Annotated in this window: 13 protein-coding genes and 1 pseudogene; 3 read left to right on the forward strand and 11 right to left on the reverse strand. The window is 40.6% G+C overall.

Annotated elements, in window-relative coordinates; all coding sequences use genetic code 11:
- The first annotated feature begins 265 nt into the window (after window positions 1-265).
- Window positions 266-1,123, forward strand: coding sequence for a 5'-nucleotidase, lipoprotein e(P4) family (locus tag AAFQ93_RS01015; RefSeq protein WP_045762615.1), 858 nt, complete (start codon window positions 266-268; stop codon window positions 1,121-1,123).
- A 142-nt stretch (window positions 1,124-1,265) separates the two neighbouring features.
- Here the strand turns inward: AAFQ93_RS01015 and AAFQ93_RS01020 are convergent, their stop codons facing one another.
- From AAFQ93_RS01020 to AAFQ93_RS01065, 10 genes are all read right to left on the reverse strand, one after another.
- Window positions 1,266-2,768 (reverse strand): zinc ABC transporter substrate-binding protein AdcA, encoded by a 1,503-nt coding sequence (locus AAFQ93_RS01020; protein ID WP_223140260.1) that lies wholly within the window; start codon window positions 2,766-2,768, stop codon window positions 1,266-1,268.
- 9 nt (window positions 2,769-2,777) lie between these two features.
- Window positions 2,778-3,584, reverse strand: coding sequence for a metal ABC transporter permease (locus AAFQ93_RS01025; protein ID WP_375555386.1), 807 nt, complete (start codon window positions 3,582-3,584; stop codon window positions 2,778-2,780).
- Complete coding sequence (locus tag AAFQ93_RS01030) at window positions 3,577-4,281, reverse strand: metal ABC transporter ATP-binding protein (RefSeq protein WP_001269493.1); 705 nt, start codon at window positions 4,279-4,281, stop codon at window positions 3,577-3,579. The genes AAFQ93_RS01025 and AAFQ93_RS01030 overlap by 8 nt, the downstream gene beginning before the upstream one ends.
- Window positions 4,281-4,721 (reverse strand): zinc-dependent transcriptional regulator AdcR, encoded by a 441-nt coding sequence (gene adcR / locus AAFQ93_RS01035; protein WP_375555387.1) that lies wholly within the window; start codon window positions 4,719-4,721, stop codon window positions 4,281-4,283. The genes AAFQ93_RS01030 and adcR overlap by 1 nt, the downstream gene beginning before the upstream one ends.
- Window positions 4,722-4,965: 244 nt before the next feature.
- Window positions 4,966-7,188, reverse strand: a complete 2,223-nt coding sequence (nt5e, locus tag AAFQ93_RS01040) for a cell surface ecto-5'-nucleotidase Nt5e (RefSeq protein WP_375555388.1) — start codon at window positions 7,186-7,188, stop codon at window positions 4,966-4,968.
- Between the two features lie 141 nt (window positions 7,189-7,329).
- Window positions 7,330-8,598, reverse strand: coding sequence for a D-alanyl-lipoteichoic acid biosynthesis protein DltD (gene dltD, locus AAFQ93_RS01045; RefSeq protein ID WP_375555389.1), 1,269 nt, complete (start codon window positions 8,596-8,598; stop codon window positions 7,330-7,332).
- Window positions 8,591-8,830 (reverse strand): D-alanine--poly(phosphoribitol) ligase subunit DltC, encoded by a 240-nt coding sequence (gene dltC / locus AAFQ93_RS01050; protein ID WP_075227755.1) that lies wholly within the window; start codon window positions 8,828-8,830, stop codon window positions 8,591-8,593. Before dltC ends, dltD begins: the two co-directional genes overlap by 8 nt.
- A gap of 13 nt (window positions 8,831-8,843) precedes the next feature.
- Window positions 8,844-10,088: a D-alanyl-lipoteichoic acid biosynthesis protein DltB gene (dltB, locus tag AAFQ93_RS01055; RefSeq protein WP_375555390.1), complete on the reverse strand. Its 1,245-nt coding sequence runs from the start codon at window positions 10,086-10,088 to the stop codon at window positions 8,844-8,846.
- Window positions 10,085-11,635 carry a D-alanine--poly(phosphoribitol) ligase subunit DltA gene (gene dltA / locus AAFQ93_RS01060; RefSeq protein ID WP_375555391.1) on the reverse strand — a complete coding sequence of 517 codons (1,551 nt, stop codon included), beginning with the start codon at window positions 11,633-11,635 and terminating at the stop codon, window positions 10,085-10,087. The genes dltB and dltA overlap by 4 nt, the downstream gene beginning before the upstream one ends.
- Window positions 11,636-11,655: 20 nt before the next feature.
- Window positions 11,656-11,787, reverse strand: coding sequence for a teichoic acid D-Ala incorporation-associated protein DltX (locus AAFQ93_RS01065; protein WP_000358457.1), 132 nt, complete (start codon window positions 11,785-11,787; stop codon window positions 11,656-11,658).
- Between the two features lie 238 nt (window positions 11,788-12,025).
- Between AAFQ93_RS01065 and hslO the strand changes: the two genes are divergently transcribed.
- Both hslO and dusB read left to right on the forward strand, forming a co-directional pair.
- The gene (hslO, locus tag AAFQ93_RS01070; protein ID WP_375555392.1) at window positions 12,026-12,898 is read left to right on the forward strand and encodes an Hsp33 family molecular chaperone HslO; all 873 of its coding nucleotides are present in this window, start codon (window positions 12,026-12,028) and stop codon (window positions 12,896-12,898) included.
- Window positions 12,885-13,865, forward strand: coding sequence for a tRNA dihydrouridine synthase DusB (gene dusB, locus AAFQ93_RS01075; RefSeq protein WP_375555393.1), 981 nt, complete (start codon window positions 12,885-12,887; stop codon window positions 13,863-13,865). Before hslO ends, dusB begins: the two co-directional genes overlap by 14 nt.
- A 247-nt stretch (window positions 13,866-14,112) precedes the next feature.
- Here the strand turns inward: dusB and tnpA are convergent.
- Window positions 14,113-14,627 (reverse strand): annotated as a pseudogene (tnpA, locus tag AAFQ93_RS01080) (IS200/IS605 family transposase).
- Window positions 14,628-14,819 lie beyond the last annotated feature (192 nt).

The raw sequence follows: 14,819 nt of genomic DNA on the forward strand, positions 1-14,819 counted from the left end.
CAGCTAAATCCGACTTTTTCAGGAGATTTAACTGCTGTGAGCCTTGTCCGGACAATATTTCAGACAAAACCTACGACAAATGATTATTTATATTATACCCTATTTAGCTAGATTTTTCAAGGTTTTAAAATATTTTTCTCTTCCTCTAATCCGTTAATTATCTACATCTTTCTTTGGAAAATCAAGTCCATATTTAGGAAAACGCTTGCCTTAACTATTCCCTCATGCTATACTGTTATTGAAATTAATAGACAGGAGACATTTTATGAAAACAGCTAAAACCACTGTTACAATCGTTTCTGCACTTGCATCTGTCATCTTATTGACCAGCTGCGCCACAAAATCCACAGAAACACAAACATCCGCTAATAACTCATCTGACAATCAGATTACAATGACTTACGACCAACTACGGTCTAGAGAAAATACCATGTCAACTCTCTGGTATCAAAAAGCGGCCGAAACAAAAGCCTTGTATCTACAAGGTTATAATGTTGCTACAGATCGTCTAAAGGAATTACTGAAAACAGAATCAGACAAGCCTTATTCGATTGTTTTGGACTTGGACGAAACGGTCCTAGATAACAGTCCTTATCAAGTTCAAAATGTCAAAGATGGAACAGCATTCACACCTGAAAATTGGGATGTTTGGGTCCAAAAAGCTGCAGCAAAAGCCGTCCCAGGTGCTAAAGATTTTCTTCAGTTTGCCGATCAAAACGGTGTCCAAATCTACTATATTTCTGACCGTTCAGTCGACCAAGTAGATGCTACCATTAAAAATCTAGAAAGCGAAGGTATTCCTGTACAAGGACGTGATCACCTCATGTTCCTAGAAAGTGGTGTGAAATCCAAAGAAGGTCGTCGACAAGCGGTTCAAGAAAAGACAAATCTTGTGTTACTATTTGGTGATAACCTTGTAGACTTTGCAGAATTTTCTAAGACTTCTGAAGCTGATCGTGACAAACAACTTGAAGAATTGCAAAAAGAATTTGGTGAAAAATTCATCATCTTCCCAAATCCAATGTATGGATCATGGGAAACAGCAGTTTACGGTGGTAATAAACTAGATGCCAAGGGACAAGTAGAAGAACGCGAAAAGGCTTTACAAGGCTTTGACAAGTAATGAAAACTTGGTATTCAATAAGGCCATAAGTACAAGAAGAAGTGCAAAAGCTCTTTAACTGACAAAACTCAAAAAAGCGGACAAGAGAGGATTCTGATAACCAGAAAACTTTCCTGTTCGCTTTTATCATGTGAATCGTATCTTAATGAGCCAGCATTTCTTGGGCGATTTCTTGACCAGATAAGCCATCTGGATAGTAGGTTGGCCAGTTATCCATTTCTTCAAAGAGGGCTTCTTGGCTAGTACCACCAAAGAAGATATGGAAGTGCCCAGTCTTAACTGGTGCGATATTGTGGTCGCTAAATTGAACATACTTGAATTGTCCAGCATCCGCGTCTGTCGCTTCAAAGAGATAACGAACTCCTCGATTCCCTTTCTTATAAGTCAAAATTTTCTTGCCGACATACTTGTATGTATATTTCTTACTTTGGTCACCTTGGATGAATTCCATAGTATTATCCGTGATATTAATCTTAGATACATCAGTTTGATAGCCTTTTTGATAGTAGGCTTTGTATTCATCCTTGGTCATTTTGCCAGTCAATTTAGCCTTGTAGTCAAAGACTTGATCTAGAGTTCCATTTTCAAGGAAAGGATAGACTGACTGCCAGTTGCCAGCATAGTCACTCAAGGTACGATCCTTGACATCGGCATCTTCAAAGTAACCATTTTGAACGGTTTTAGTCTCCTCTGCTTTTTCTGGCTCAATTTCTGCTCCTGCTTGGTCCGTTGTTTGCTTGAGGGCCTTGAGATTTTTCTCCATGACAGAGATATAGTTTTCACCGGCCTTCATGTCCTCTTCGGTCAAGCTTTCTAGAGGATTCAGAACGTCTAACTTAACTCCTGTTTCTTTTGAAAGAGTATTAGCTAGAGCTTGAGAGGCATTTTCTTCAAAGTAGATATAAGAAATCTTGTTTTTCTTGATGTACTCGGTCAATTCTGCCAAGCGACTTGCTGAAGGCTCCGCATCTGGGGAAAGACCTGAGATAGAAACTTGATTGAGTCCGTAATCTAAAGCTAGATAACGGAAGGCCGCGTGTTGAGTCACAAAACTCTTTTGTTTAGCACTAGAAAGTCCTTCACTATAGGCCTTGTCCAAGGCTTGTAGTTTTTCGATATAGGCTGCTGCATTTTGTTCAAAAGTCGCCTTCTTATCTGGATAGTCAGCTGATAAACTGTCACGAATGTGCTCTACAAGCTTAATGGCACGCGCAGGAGACAACCATACATGAGGGTCATACTCGTGATGATGGCCTTCTTCACCATGGTCATGGTCTTCCTCTTCCTCACTACCTGGAAGAAGCAACATATCTCCAGTAGCCTTGATTGTTTTTACTTTTTTCGCATCTAGTGAATCTAAAAGCTTGGGAACCCATGTTTCCATGTTCTCATTTTCATAAACGAAGGCATCAGCGTCTTGGATTTTAGCAACTGCCTTAGGCGATGGTTCATAATCATGTGGTTCTGTCCCTGCCCCAATCAAGAGCTCGACATTGGCTGTATCGCCTGCTACTTGTTTGGTAAATTCGTAAACAGGGTAGAATGTTGTGACGATATTTAATTTTCCGTCTGCCTGTTTTTGATTGGAACAAGCCACTAAGAATACCGTCACAAGACTTGCCAAAAGTAGGCCTAGTTTTTTCATTTTTTTCTCCTATTTGATAAAACGTTTGAGTAAGCTGACTAACAAAAAGACAACTACAAAGATAATGGTAATACTTGCACTCGGTGGTGTCTCTGCATAGTAGGAGATATAAAGCCCTGCTACCATACCTAGAAAACCAATAACGCTGGCAAGAATCATCACCGAACTAAAGTTCTTCCCTAGACGTAAAGCGATACTAGCTGGTAGGACCATGATGGTCGACACCAAGAGTGCTCCTGCAGCTGGAATCATGAGCGCAATAGCCACACCCGTTACCATGTTAAAGAGAATGGACATAGTACGCACTGGAAGGCCATCTACAAAAGCTGTATCCTCGTCAAAAGTTAAGATGTACATAGGTCTTAAAAAGAGGAAGGTTAAGACCAATACAACTGCTGCAATGATAAAGAGTCCAATTACCTGCTCTTGACTGATGGTCACAATAGAACCAAACAGATATTGATCCAGACTCATAGAACTAGAGCTCTTACCTTTACTCATAACAATAAGTGAAACTGCAAGTCCTGTAGACATGAGAATGGCTGTCCCAATCTCCATAAAGCTCTTATAAACCGTGCGTAGGTATTCAAGGAAGACCGCTGCAATCAAGACAATCACAATGGTTGAGATGGTCGGAGAAATCCCCAAAACCAAGCCAAAGGCAACACCCGAAAGCGAGACGTGACTCAGTGTATCACTCATAAGACTCTGGCGACGCAAAATAAGGAAGGTCCCCAGAACTGGTGAAAAGAGACTCATGGCAATAACCGCTAAAAAGGCTCGCTGCATAAAATCATAAGAAAATAGATTAAGCATGTTCCACCTCCTGATCATTTTCATGGACATTGAAACAACGCCATGGCGAATCTTGGTCACGAACAAGGTGGATATTACGATCTGCGTAATCCTTAACTTCTTCAGGATCGTGAGTAATCATCAAAACAGCCTTGCCATGATGGTGGGCACTATGGTGCATGAGCTCATAAAATTCATTCTTGGTACCTGCATCCATCCCTGTTGTCGGCTCATCCAATATAAAGATATCTGGATCTGAAGCAAACATACGTGCAATGACCGCTCTTTGCTTTTGCCCACCAGAGAGAGAACCAATGCGTTTATCCCGATGTTCCCACATGCCAACTGAGTTTAAACTAGCCTTGATGTGTTCTTCATCATGGGCATTCAAACGACGGAACCAGCCCTTTCTTGGGTAGCGACCTGATTTGACAAATTCATAAACAGTACTTGGAAAACCTGCATTGAAACTAGCAATTTGCTGAGGAAGATAGGCAATTCTTAATTTTTTCCCATGAATATTTGTCTTTGAGATGGTTACTTTCCCAATTCTCGGTTGTAAAATACCTAGACTGGCCTTGATAAGAGTCGTCTTGGCAGCTCCATTTTCTCCAGTGAGGGTGACAAATTCCCCACTATCAACACTGTAATTGATATGCTCAAGAACCGGTTCCTTGTCATAATAGAAGGACAAATCCTCTACTGTGATGTATCTCATTACTTGATTTCTCCTACTAAAGCAGTTAAAAACCGCTGGATAATTTTTTGTTCGTTTGGTGTGAACTGAGTGGCAACCTGCTCATAAGTCGAGAGGGTATGCTCATGATGATGGTGGTGTTCCTCAGCAATTGGTCGTGCCAAGTCTGTCAATTGATAGAAGATAACGCGAGCATCCTTGGGATCCTTAGATGTCTCCAACATCCCCTCCTTGACCAAGAATTTGATAGCCTTGGTAACGGCAGCTTGACTGACATTGAGACGACGCGCCAACTCAGAGTTGGTTAGCGACTCCTCTGATAAAAGCATGAGAATATGCTCCTGGGTATTGGTCAAGGCCACATCACTCGTGCAATGGCCAATCAAAATTTCATGCTGATTTTCAGCTTTTAAAATAATCTCGTTTAAAAATTGATCGATATCTTTTGCCAACTGTCTCATGATTTGCTCCTTTCTTAGAACGGAATTTCTATAAATACAAGGTTTTCATACTCTTCAAAAATCAAATTCAAACCACGTCAGCTTCGTCTTGGCGTACTCAAGTACAGCCCGCGTCTCGCTTCCTAGTTTGCTCTTTGAGTTTTATTGAGTATCACACCATTCCTTTACTAGTTAAGTATATCACATCCAAGTAAGGAGTCAAGAAAAAAGATGAAAACACCTGAGATGTTTTCATCCTTTAGAATTATTTTTCTTGTTTGCGGCTAGTCCAGAGGGCTGTCGCTCCAAGAATCATACCCAATAGCATCATGAAAATAGATTGTTCACTACCTGTATTCGGAAGTATTTTTTCTGATACGACTGTCTTATTGACAAATTTATCTGCAACCTTATAATCAACTTTTACAGTAGATGTTTGGGCAGGAGTTGTTCCTTGAGTTTTTCCTGATGGAGTTGTTTTTGTTGCTGAGTCCTTCTCAGTTTTAGCTGGAGTTGTCTCTTGAGTTTTTCCTGGCTTAGTTGCATCATTTCCTGATTTAGCCGGAGTTGTTCCCTGATTTTTTCCTGGCTGAGTAGGAATTATTGCTTGATCTTTTTCTGGTTTAGCCGGATCTGTTGCTGAATCTTTTCCTGGTTTAGCTGGATCTTGCTCTTTACCTTGATCTTCTGGCAGTTTAAATGTTTTTGAATCCACAGAAATCGTGCGTGAATTTGGATTTACATTTTCATACTGAGTCAAATCAGCTGTTTTAAGGTAATCTTCAAAGGCAGCATCCATTGAAGGTCCTTCTTCTAGAGCTCCACCAAGCATGGTATAACCATCACCACCTGCTGCAAGGAAGTCATTGGTTGCTAGGTAGTAGACTTTTTCCAAATCTAGTTTTTCATAAAGACCAGTCGCACGATTCTTAACTTGAATAGCCAAGACACGTTTGCCTGCAGTTAAGTTTGTATCATAATAGACCTTGGCTCCTGAAATCTGTAAGAATCCACCACTTGGTTCTAGCAATGGTTGACCATTTTCATCCAAGACAGTTTTTCCTGCCTTATCCACCTGCAAGATAGATCCGAGTGATTTTTCAAACATCTCAAAAATCTGCTGGCCAGTTACTTGAATTTGTGAAATTGTGTTCCCAAATGGTAAAACCGCAATGACATTTCCTTTTGTAATTGGTTTACCCTTGGCAATCGTTTCACGCAAGCCACCACCATTTGTCACAGCGATATCTGTTGGATGACTAAATCCCGTTTGACCATACTGGTAGAGAGAATCTGCTACGACATTCCCAAGGTTGGTTTCACGGACACGAACATTTTCACGGTCACCATTCAACTCAACTGGACTATTTGAAACAACTTCTATAGCATTTTCAGCGTCATACTTTTGTTTGATGTCCTTGACAAGTTTTTCAATTTTTGGATTGGCTTCCAATTTCTTAGCATCAGCAGCTGCAATGAGTGAAGGATTACCCAATAATTGGCGAGATTTGTAAGTGATTTTACCAACGTTATGGAGATAGCTTCCTGTTTGGTTGTAGGTCACATTGTCACCATAAGTAGTTGATTCTACTGTATGAGAGTGACCGTCAATCACTGTAACACGCTTACCTTTCAAAAGAGGATTTTTTGAAAGTGCTTCTGCAAGTGTTGAACCACGCCATTCTACAGGTGTTGTTGTATCAACTCCCAAGTGAGCGAGAACAACATAATGTTTGTAGTCTTTGCCTTCTGCCAAGGCTTTAGCTTGAATTTCTTCGATAACCTTGTTAACCTCTGCAATAGGTTCTGTAAAGGTTACACCTTTAACATTTTTAGGATGGGTCTTAGTAGCTGTTTCAGGTGTTGTCACACCGATGACGACAAATTCATCACCTTCAACATCCTTGTTCTTATCAACAATTGTTGCTGCTTCAAATAAACGAGCCCCATTCACATAAGTATTTGAGCTAAGCAGTGGGAAGTTCAAGATTTCTTTGTATTTTTTAGCTTCGTCAAGTCCAAAGTCAAACTCATGATTTCCTACAGCCATAGCATCGTAGCCCATCTCATTTAGGATTTTGGCACGAGCTTCACCCTTTGTAGAGTTTGAAATCGGCAGACCTTGGAAGGCATCACCTGCATCCACCACTAGAGTCGTTTGATTGCCCTTTTCGCGCTCTTTTTCAATAACTGTCGCGAGCTTGGCATCTCCGATTACTCCTTTTTCTTCTACGATACGGCCATGCACGTCATTGGTATGCAAGATAACAGTATCTGCTTCTGCTTTTTGAGGTGCAACCTCTTCAGCTACCGTTGCCGGACTTGTAACAACCTCAGGAGTCGCTGCTACTACGGGTGCTTCTGCAGTGCTCACAACTTCTGTAGCTTCTGAAGTACTAGTATTTTCTTCAGCATAGACCTGTCCAGCTAAAAAGGCTGGAGCTAATAGGGCTGTCGATAGGACAGGCAACAAAAAACGTTTATTCATATTGAAATCCCTTTCTCTTCTTTCTTTTACCATTATACGCTATTTAGCATCATTTTAAAACTTTTAACCTTTTTGAAGGTAACCTATCCGACATTTCATAAAAAAAGTCTGAACAAAAAGCTCAAACTCTTTTCTATATTATTATTGAAAATCTTTAATGTTACCATCGTAATCCGCCCAATCTTGGCTAAAGAAGCGATCATTCATTTGGTAATTAGGTGCTGTTGTTGGATTGCTCAAAAAAGGATTTACAACCTTATCAAACGCCAACCAGCCTAACCAACCAATGTGAATGGTGTCCTTGACAAAGTAGGGATCTCCGCCTTTTTTAGAAAAGTCAGCAATGTTGGTGAAACCTTGACTTTCTATCTGGTAACGAATTTTTTCCACAGCATGTTGATACATTTCCTCGCTGAGCTCTGTATGGGCCATCCATTTTTTATTGACAGGCTGAATAACAAAGAGCACATTGACCTTTGATTTGGCAAATTGATTAAGGACCAACTGCAAATCATTGTACTCAGAGGACTTGAGGAAATTATAATTCTTTTGATAGCCCTTATATTTCTCGAGGTAGTCTTTCACCTGGGTCTTATAAAATTGATTTTCAATTCCCATATCATTGTTACTGGTATTGGCTTCTGCATCCTTTCGAGCAATTTTTTCTAACTCTTCATAAGAAAATTGATCCGGAAGATCTTTTAAATAGTTCTCCACGTGTTCCTTGTACTTGAGTTTTCCTCGAATGGAAAATTGCCCAAATAGAGAGGCCTGACGCTCATTAAAACGCGCAAAAGCCTTGATAATAGCATGGTCGATCTCTGACAATTCCTCACCCTTTGACAGCTTCTCGACGATCCCCTTCATAGAGACTCCAGGATTTTGCTTTAAGAGACGTTTAGCTGCATGTTTAGCTGCTATATCTCCCGATTGATTTTCTAGAAAGGCTGTCAACTGATCGTTGTTAAAGTAGTTTTGGAAGAATGCTGGTTCATAGTCCTCCTCTGTAAACCACTGAGGCGAAATGACAAATACCGCCTGTTTTTCCTCGATTTCTGGTAAGATTTGCTGCAGACCGAAATACTGATTAAGAGAGGCTGCTCCTGCTTGTCCTAAAAAGTAAGGCCGGTAGGGGCGACTATACTTCTCCGCCAAGACCGCAGGATGCATGCTATCAAAACGAATCCACTCACTTGAGCCAAAAAAAGGAATAAAGCGCATATTGGGTTCCGTAAAGGCTCTCACTTTTTGGCTTCTCTCTTTAAAGCTCTCCGAACTAATCGCTGCTGCAGAATATTTTTCTTCAGTCAAATTATGACTAGGGTTGTTTGGATAAAAAAAGATCAGTAAGAAGACAAGAAAACTAGCAAGAAGCAAAGGGCCAAAGATTAACCACAAACGTTTAAGCATTCTTTAACTCCGTAATTCCTGCTATGATTTTATTAGCTGTATTCCAGTCATCACGACCAAATTCTGTAACTGGGACACGAATGTCAAAGCGATTTTCGATTTCCACGATTAATTCAACTGTTCCCATACTATCCAAGACACCTGCATCAAAAAGATCCTCATCCATCATGTCAGAAACATCTTCCATAAACAATTCATCAATAATTTCAATAACTTCTGATTTGATATCCATTTTTTAACTCCTTTTATTTTTTAAACCATAAATCATTCAAAAATCCAGAGAAGATTAAGAATGAAATCATCACGACATGGAAGGTTATAACCATGCCAAGCAACTGAACCCAGCGATTCTCAGGCAAGGGAGCTTGCCCTGCTTTCTTACGTTCTTTATTGAGCGTTTTTTTCTTTCGAACCCAAGCATCATTAATCACTAAACCTAGCCCATGAAAGAGTCCATAGACAATGTAAAACCAAGTTATCCCATGCCAGAACCCCATAAGGAGCATGTTCAGGATATAGGCGACACTTGAAGTCACATTTCGATTCTTAAAAAGCTTCTTTCTCGTCATCACCATGACCATGCGCATAAATACAAAGTCACGAAACCAGAAGGATAAACTCATGTGCCAGCGATTCCAAAACTCTTTCAAATCTCTTGACAAGAAAGGTTTGTTGAAGTTAATCGGACTACGAATTCCCATCAGATTTGAAATAGCTATAGCAAACATAGAGTAACCTGCAAAGTCAAAGAAGAGTTCTAAACCAAATGTGTACATGATGGCCACTACATAATAGTTAAAGACGCCACCTGTTTGTAAAGCTAAATTCTTTAGCGGTGGTAATAAAATCTCGCCTAAAATATGAGCTAGGATAAATTTATACAGAAATCCCCACATGATATACCGAACGGATTCAGCTAGCATATCCATCAACTCATCGCGCTCTGGTATCGTCTGATAATTTTCATTAAAACGTTTGAAACGATCAATAGGACCACTTGAAAATGTCGGCATAAAGAGAAGAAAACGCAAATACTCCCACATCTTCAAATCCTTAATGACTCCATCTCTGAGTTCGATGATAGTACCCACCGAACGAAAGGTCAAATAAGAAATTCCGATAAAACCCAGCAAGGATTGTGTTCCATTAATGGCTGTTTGCGCCTTTACAAATATAATTGGAAGTAAAGATAACAGACTAACGAGATAGAAAATCCATTTGCCATCTCGAATTTTTCGATACTGCTTGTAAAAAAGAACCAACAAGATTTGCCAGATTAGATATATCCCTAAGGCAGCCAATTGATTGGTCTTGCCACCCGTCAACATGGTAACGATAAAGAACAGACTAACCAGTATTTCATACCAAGCAAAGCGTTTTTTGAAAAAAAGACCGATAAAGATTGGCAAGGTAGCAGTAATCACGTACAAAAAGTACTGCGGATTCCCATACGGCTCAATATGAGGCAGCTGTTTCAGGAAATCCATCATCTATTATTCACCTCGTTAATCAATCCTTTGATGTCAATCTTGCCATTTGGAGTCAGTGGCAATTCCTCTCTGTAAAGAAACTTAGATGGCATCATGTAAGACATCATAATATCTTCCAAGTCTTCCTTGATAGCTTTCGTGATATCAATTTCGCGCTCAAATTGTTCTTTGACCCCATCTTTTAAGATAACGTAGGCCAAGAGATTTTGAACCTTGTGATCTTTATTATAGCGCGGTACCGCAACAGCAGATTCAACGTACTTGGATTTGTTCAAGTTTTGAGAGACATCCTCTAGTTCAATACGATAGCCATTAAACTTGATCTGAAAGTCCATCCGTCCACCGTAAAGAAGAAGACCTTCATCTGTCATAGTTCCGACATCTCCAGTGTGGTAGGCTGGCAAACCTTCAAATTCGAAGAAAGCTTCTGCTGTTTTCTCAGGATTATTCATATAACCTTTTGAAACAGCCGGTCCAGACACGATAATCTCACCTTGCTCACCATTTGGCAGTTTATTGCCCTCTTCATCGATGATAAAGGTTGGTGAATCAGGTTTCGTGTAACCAATCGGAAGACGTTTCAAGGTTACCAACATCTCATCTGTAACAGCAACTGCTGACAAAGCAACTGTTGCTTCCGTTGGACCGTAAGCATTGATGATACGCGCATTTGGAAAACGCTCGCGCAATTTCTGAGCAGTTTTAACTGTCAACTCTTCCCCATCAAAGTAAAAATGGGTAATGCCTGGCATCTTTTCAGCATTGAAATCTTCAGACAACATGGCCATATCTGCAAAAGATGGTGTTGAAGTCCAGATAGAAATTGGAAGTGAAAAGATAGTCGCAAAGAGCTGCTTAAAGTCTTGAGTAATGGCTGATGGGAGGGCAAAAAGCGTTCCTCCAAGAGCCAAGGTCGGTGCCCAGTACATGACAGACAAGTCAAAAGAATAGGGTGGTTGCGCCAACATTTGTGGACGATCTGGCGTCGCAAATTCCTTGTCCGTAATCATCCAGTTGGTAAAGCTGAGCAAATTATCATGCGAAATTTGCACCCCTTTTGGTTTTCCAGTTGTCCCTGATGTAAAGATGATGTAATAGTTATCATCCCCCTTGACCGGATGCTGCAAATCATAAGCTTTTTGAGCCGCATAAGCTTCACGCACCTGCTCCAAGGACATGATTGGAGCAGCTGGGGTTTCGATTGGAAACTCTGAAATAGCAATGATCAAGCTTGGCTCAGCCACTTCAAGAATGGCAGACACGCGCTCCAAGGCCGAATGGCTATCAATTGGGATATAGGCATGTCCTGACTTAGTCAGAGCTACAAAGGTAGCCAACATTTCATACTCCTGACCACCAAAAACGACTACTGGAGATTTTTCAGGTAATCCTAGCTGATCAATGGTTGCAGCCAAACTATCTGAATCAGCCTTTAAATCACCATAAGTGTGCTCTTGCCCTAAGACATTGTATACTGGAAAGGTAGGTTGAGTTTGGGCGAAATATTCAATCGCTTCAATCATATCTTTTATCGGCTTATTAGACACGATGATTTTTCTCCTTTAAACTAAAATTCATTGTAAATAAAGCTTCCCTGACTTTGTCCTAGGTAACTAAAAAAGTAAAGCAAACCAAGTAGAACAATAAAATACAGGACCGTTTGCCCTAAAAAAACATAAATTGGTTTCTTTTTATCCATAATTAACTTCTTTTTGTAAATTTTCAATAATTTTATGCAAATATACACTTACTATTTTTTCTTGTTCCCATTTTACCACTTTAGTCTCTTCATTTTCAACTGTTTACCATTTTTAAAAAGCACATTTTAGCCTATTTTTGTTATTTCTTCATAATTTCACTGATGTAAATAGATCACTTTAAAACGATAGTAGACACCCCACTCCCCCTTTGGGCATTTTTATGCTAAAATAGTAGCTATGGATAAAATTATTAAAACTATATCAGAAAGCGGGGCTTTTCGTGCTTATGTTCTTGATAGCACTGAAACCGTCCGCACTGCTCAAGAAAAACATCAAACCCAAGCTAGCTCAACTGTAGCACTTGGTCGCACCCTTATCGCCAGCCAGATTCTCGCAGCCAATGAAAAAGGAAATACCAAGCTAACGGTTAAAGTTCTTGGAACTAGCTCTCTAGGTGCCATCATCACCGTAGCTGATACCAAGGGGATCGTCAAAGGTTACGTTCAAAATCCTGGTGTTGACATCAAAAAGACTGCAACTGGTGAAGTTCTAGTCGGACCTTTTGTCGGCAATGGTCAATTTCTCGTTATCACAGACTACGGCACTGGAAATCCTTATAACTCTATGACTCCGCTTATCTCTGGAGAAATCGGAGAAGATCTTGCCTTCTATTTGACAGAAAGCCAGCAAACTCCGTCAGCAGTTGGGCTCAATGTCCTTTTGGACGAAGACGACAAGGTCAAAGTAGCAGGCGGTTTCCTTGTTCAAGTTTTGCCAGGAGCCAAGGAAGAAGAGATTGCTCGCTTTGAAAAACGCATCCAAGAAATGCCTGCCATTTCAACTCTTCTAGAAAGCGACGACCATATCGAAGCTCTTCTTAAAGCCATCTATGGTGACGATCCATACAAACGCTTGTCTGAAGAAGAGATTCGTTTCCAATGTGACTGCAGCAAAGAACGCTTTATGAAGGCTCTTTCTAGTCTCACAAGCTCAGACTTGCAGGAAATGAAGGACCAAGATCACGGGGCAGAAATCACTTGTCAATTCTGTCAAACAACTTACAACTTTAACGAAAATGATCTGGAGGAACTCATTCGTGACAAATCTTAATACACCTTTTATGATTGGCAATGTTGAGATTCCCAATCGTACCGTTTTAGCACCCATGGCTGGTGTAACCAACTCAGCCTTCCGCACCATTGCTAAAGAACTTGGGGCAGGCCTTGTTGTCATGGAAATGGTCTCTGATAAAGGTATCCAATACAACAACGAAAAAACTCTTCACATGCTTCATATCGATGAAGGCGAAAACCCAGTCTCTATCCAACTATTTGGTAGTGATGAAGATAGCCTAGCACGCGCAGCAGAATTCATCCAAGAAAATACCAAGACCGATATTGTGGATATCAACATGGGCTGTCCAGTTAACAAAATCGTGAAAAACGAAGCTGGCGCTATGTGGCTCAAGGACCCTGATAAGATCTACTCTATTATTAACAAAGTTCAATCAGTCCTTGATATCGCTCTCACTGTCAAAATGCGTACAGGCTGGTCTGATCCATCTCTAGCTGTGGAAAATGCCCTCGCTGCGGAAGCTGCAGGTGTCTCTGCTCTTGCTATGCACGGTCGTACTCGTGAACAAATGTACACTGGGCATGCAGATTTGGAGACTCTCCACAAGGTTGCACAAGCTCTGACAAAAATTCCATTTATCGCTAACGGTGACATTCGCACTGTCCAAGAAGCTAAACAACGCATCGAAGAAGTCGGTGCTGATGCCGTTATGATTGGACGCGCAGCCATGGGAAATCCTTACCTCTTCAATCAAATCAATCACTACTTTGAAACTGGAGAAATCCTTCCTGATTTAACCTTTGAAGATAAGATGAACATCGCCTACGAGCATTTGAAACGCTTAATCAACCTCAAGGGAGAAAAGGTTGCGGTCCGTGAATTCCGTGGACTCGCTCCTCACTACCTCCGTGGAACATCAGGTGCAGCTAAACTTCGTGGAGCTATCTCACAAGCAAGCACACTGGCTGAGATTGAAGCACTATTGCAATTAGATAAGGCTTAAACTTCTATACTACCTTTCGAGTAAGGGTTGATTTCTCGCCCATCTCACACCACCATACGTATCGTTCGGCATACGGCGTTTTAACGTATAGCATTCAAGGTAACAATCCAACCCCCCCGTCTAACGGGTGGTTTGCACCAGGGCTATAAGCCCAAATTACCAGCCAGCGCCTAAAGACGCTGGCTTTCACCTTGTTCAAGCCTCATTGCTCTTGACTCGTCACTTGCCTCTTAAAGAGGCGTGAGTATTACTTACCACTATCCCTAAAGGGATCCTCATATTCTTTTACACTCAATTTATCTAGTGCTATATCATGCTTTACTCGTTCTCAAATTTTTATACTCGTGAAGAAATCATCCACTGGATAATTTCTTTAATCTTGAATATATTTCTTGATTGTGGCTTCATTAAGCCCTACTGCACTAACATAATAACCTTCCGCCCAGAAATGCCGATTCCCAAACTTGTACTTGAGGTTGGCGTGTTTGTCAATCATCATAAGTGCACTTTCACCTTTTAAATACCCCATGAAACTAGGAACACTTATCCTTGGTGGGATACTTACTAACATATGTACATGGTCTGGCATTAAGTGACCCTCGATAATTTCAACTCCTTTATAACTACACAAGCGATGAAATATTTCGCCTAAACTACTTCGATATTGATTATAAATGACTTTTCGTCTATACTTAGGGGTGAACACAAAGTGATAGAACACATCCACTTTGTGTGTGATAAACTGTGAGACTTTTGTACCATGGTTTTCTCCTTTCGCTTTACAATTGGCTTGAACACCCTTATTGTATCGCGTTTGGAGTTTTTTGGGTATAACCTTCGATGCGCACCCGCAATAGCGGGTGGTTTATTTGTCTCGCACCTCACGGAGTGAGACGAACTAATAATCACATAACACCAAAAATCTCTTAGAATCCATTTCTAAGAGATTTTTTC

The organism is Streptococcus nidrosiense, assembly GCF_042140045.1.
In the GTDB taxonomy this organism is placed as follows: domain Bacteria; phylum Bacillota; class Bacilli; order Lactobacillales; family Streptococcaceae; genus Streptococcus; species Streptococcus nidrosiense.

Excerpts from the sequence above, each read along its gene's own strand:
- AAFQ93_RS01020 (WP_223140260.1), bottom strand. The coding sequence starts at position 2,768 with ATGAAAAAACTAGGCCTACTTTTGGCAAGTCTTGTGACGGTATTCTTA.
- AAFQ93_RS01065 (WP_000358457.1), bottom strand. The coding sequence starts at position 11,787 with ATGGATAAAAAGAAACCAATTTATGTTTTTTTAGGGCAAACGGTCCTG.
- nt5e (WP_375555388.1), bottom strand. The coding sequence starts at position 7,188 with ATGAATAAACGTTTTTTGTTGCCTGTCCTATCGACAGCCCTATTAGCT.
- dltB (WP_375555390.1), bottom strand. The coding sequence starts at position 10,088 with ATGATGGATTTCCTGAAACAGCTGCCTCATATTGAGCCGTATGGGAAT.
- dltC (WP_075227755.1), bottom strand. The coding sequence starts at position 8,830 with ATGGATATCAAATCAGAAGTTATTGAAATTATTGATGAATTGTTTATG.
- AAFQ93_RS01015 (WP_045762615.1), top strand. The coding sequence starts at position 266 with ATGAAAACAGCTAAAACCACTGTTACAATCGTTTCTGCACTTGCATCT.
- hslO (WP_375555392.1), top strand. The coding sequence starts at position 12,026 with ATGGATAAAATTATTAAAACTATATCAGAAAGCGGGGCTTTTCGTGCT.
- AAFQ93_RS01025 (WP_375555386.1), bottom strand. The coding sequence starts at position 3,584 with ATGCTTAATCTATTTTCTTATGATTTTATGCAGCGAGCCTTTTTAGCG.
- AAFQ93_RS01030 (WP_001269493.1), bottom strand. The coding sequence starts at position 4,281 with ATGAGATACATCACAGTAGAGGATTTGTCCTTCTATTATGACAAGGAA.
- adcR (WP_375555387.1), bottom strand. The coding sequence starts at position 4,721 with ATGAGACAGTTGGCAAAAGATATCGATCAATTTTTAAACGAGATTATT.
- dltD (WP_375555389.1), bottom strand. The coding sequence starts at position 8,598 with ATGCTTAAACGTTTGTGGTTAATCTTTGGCCCTTTGCTTCTTGCTAGT.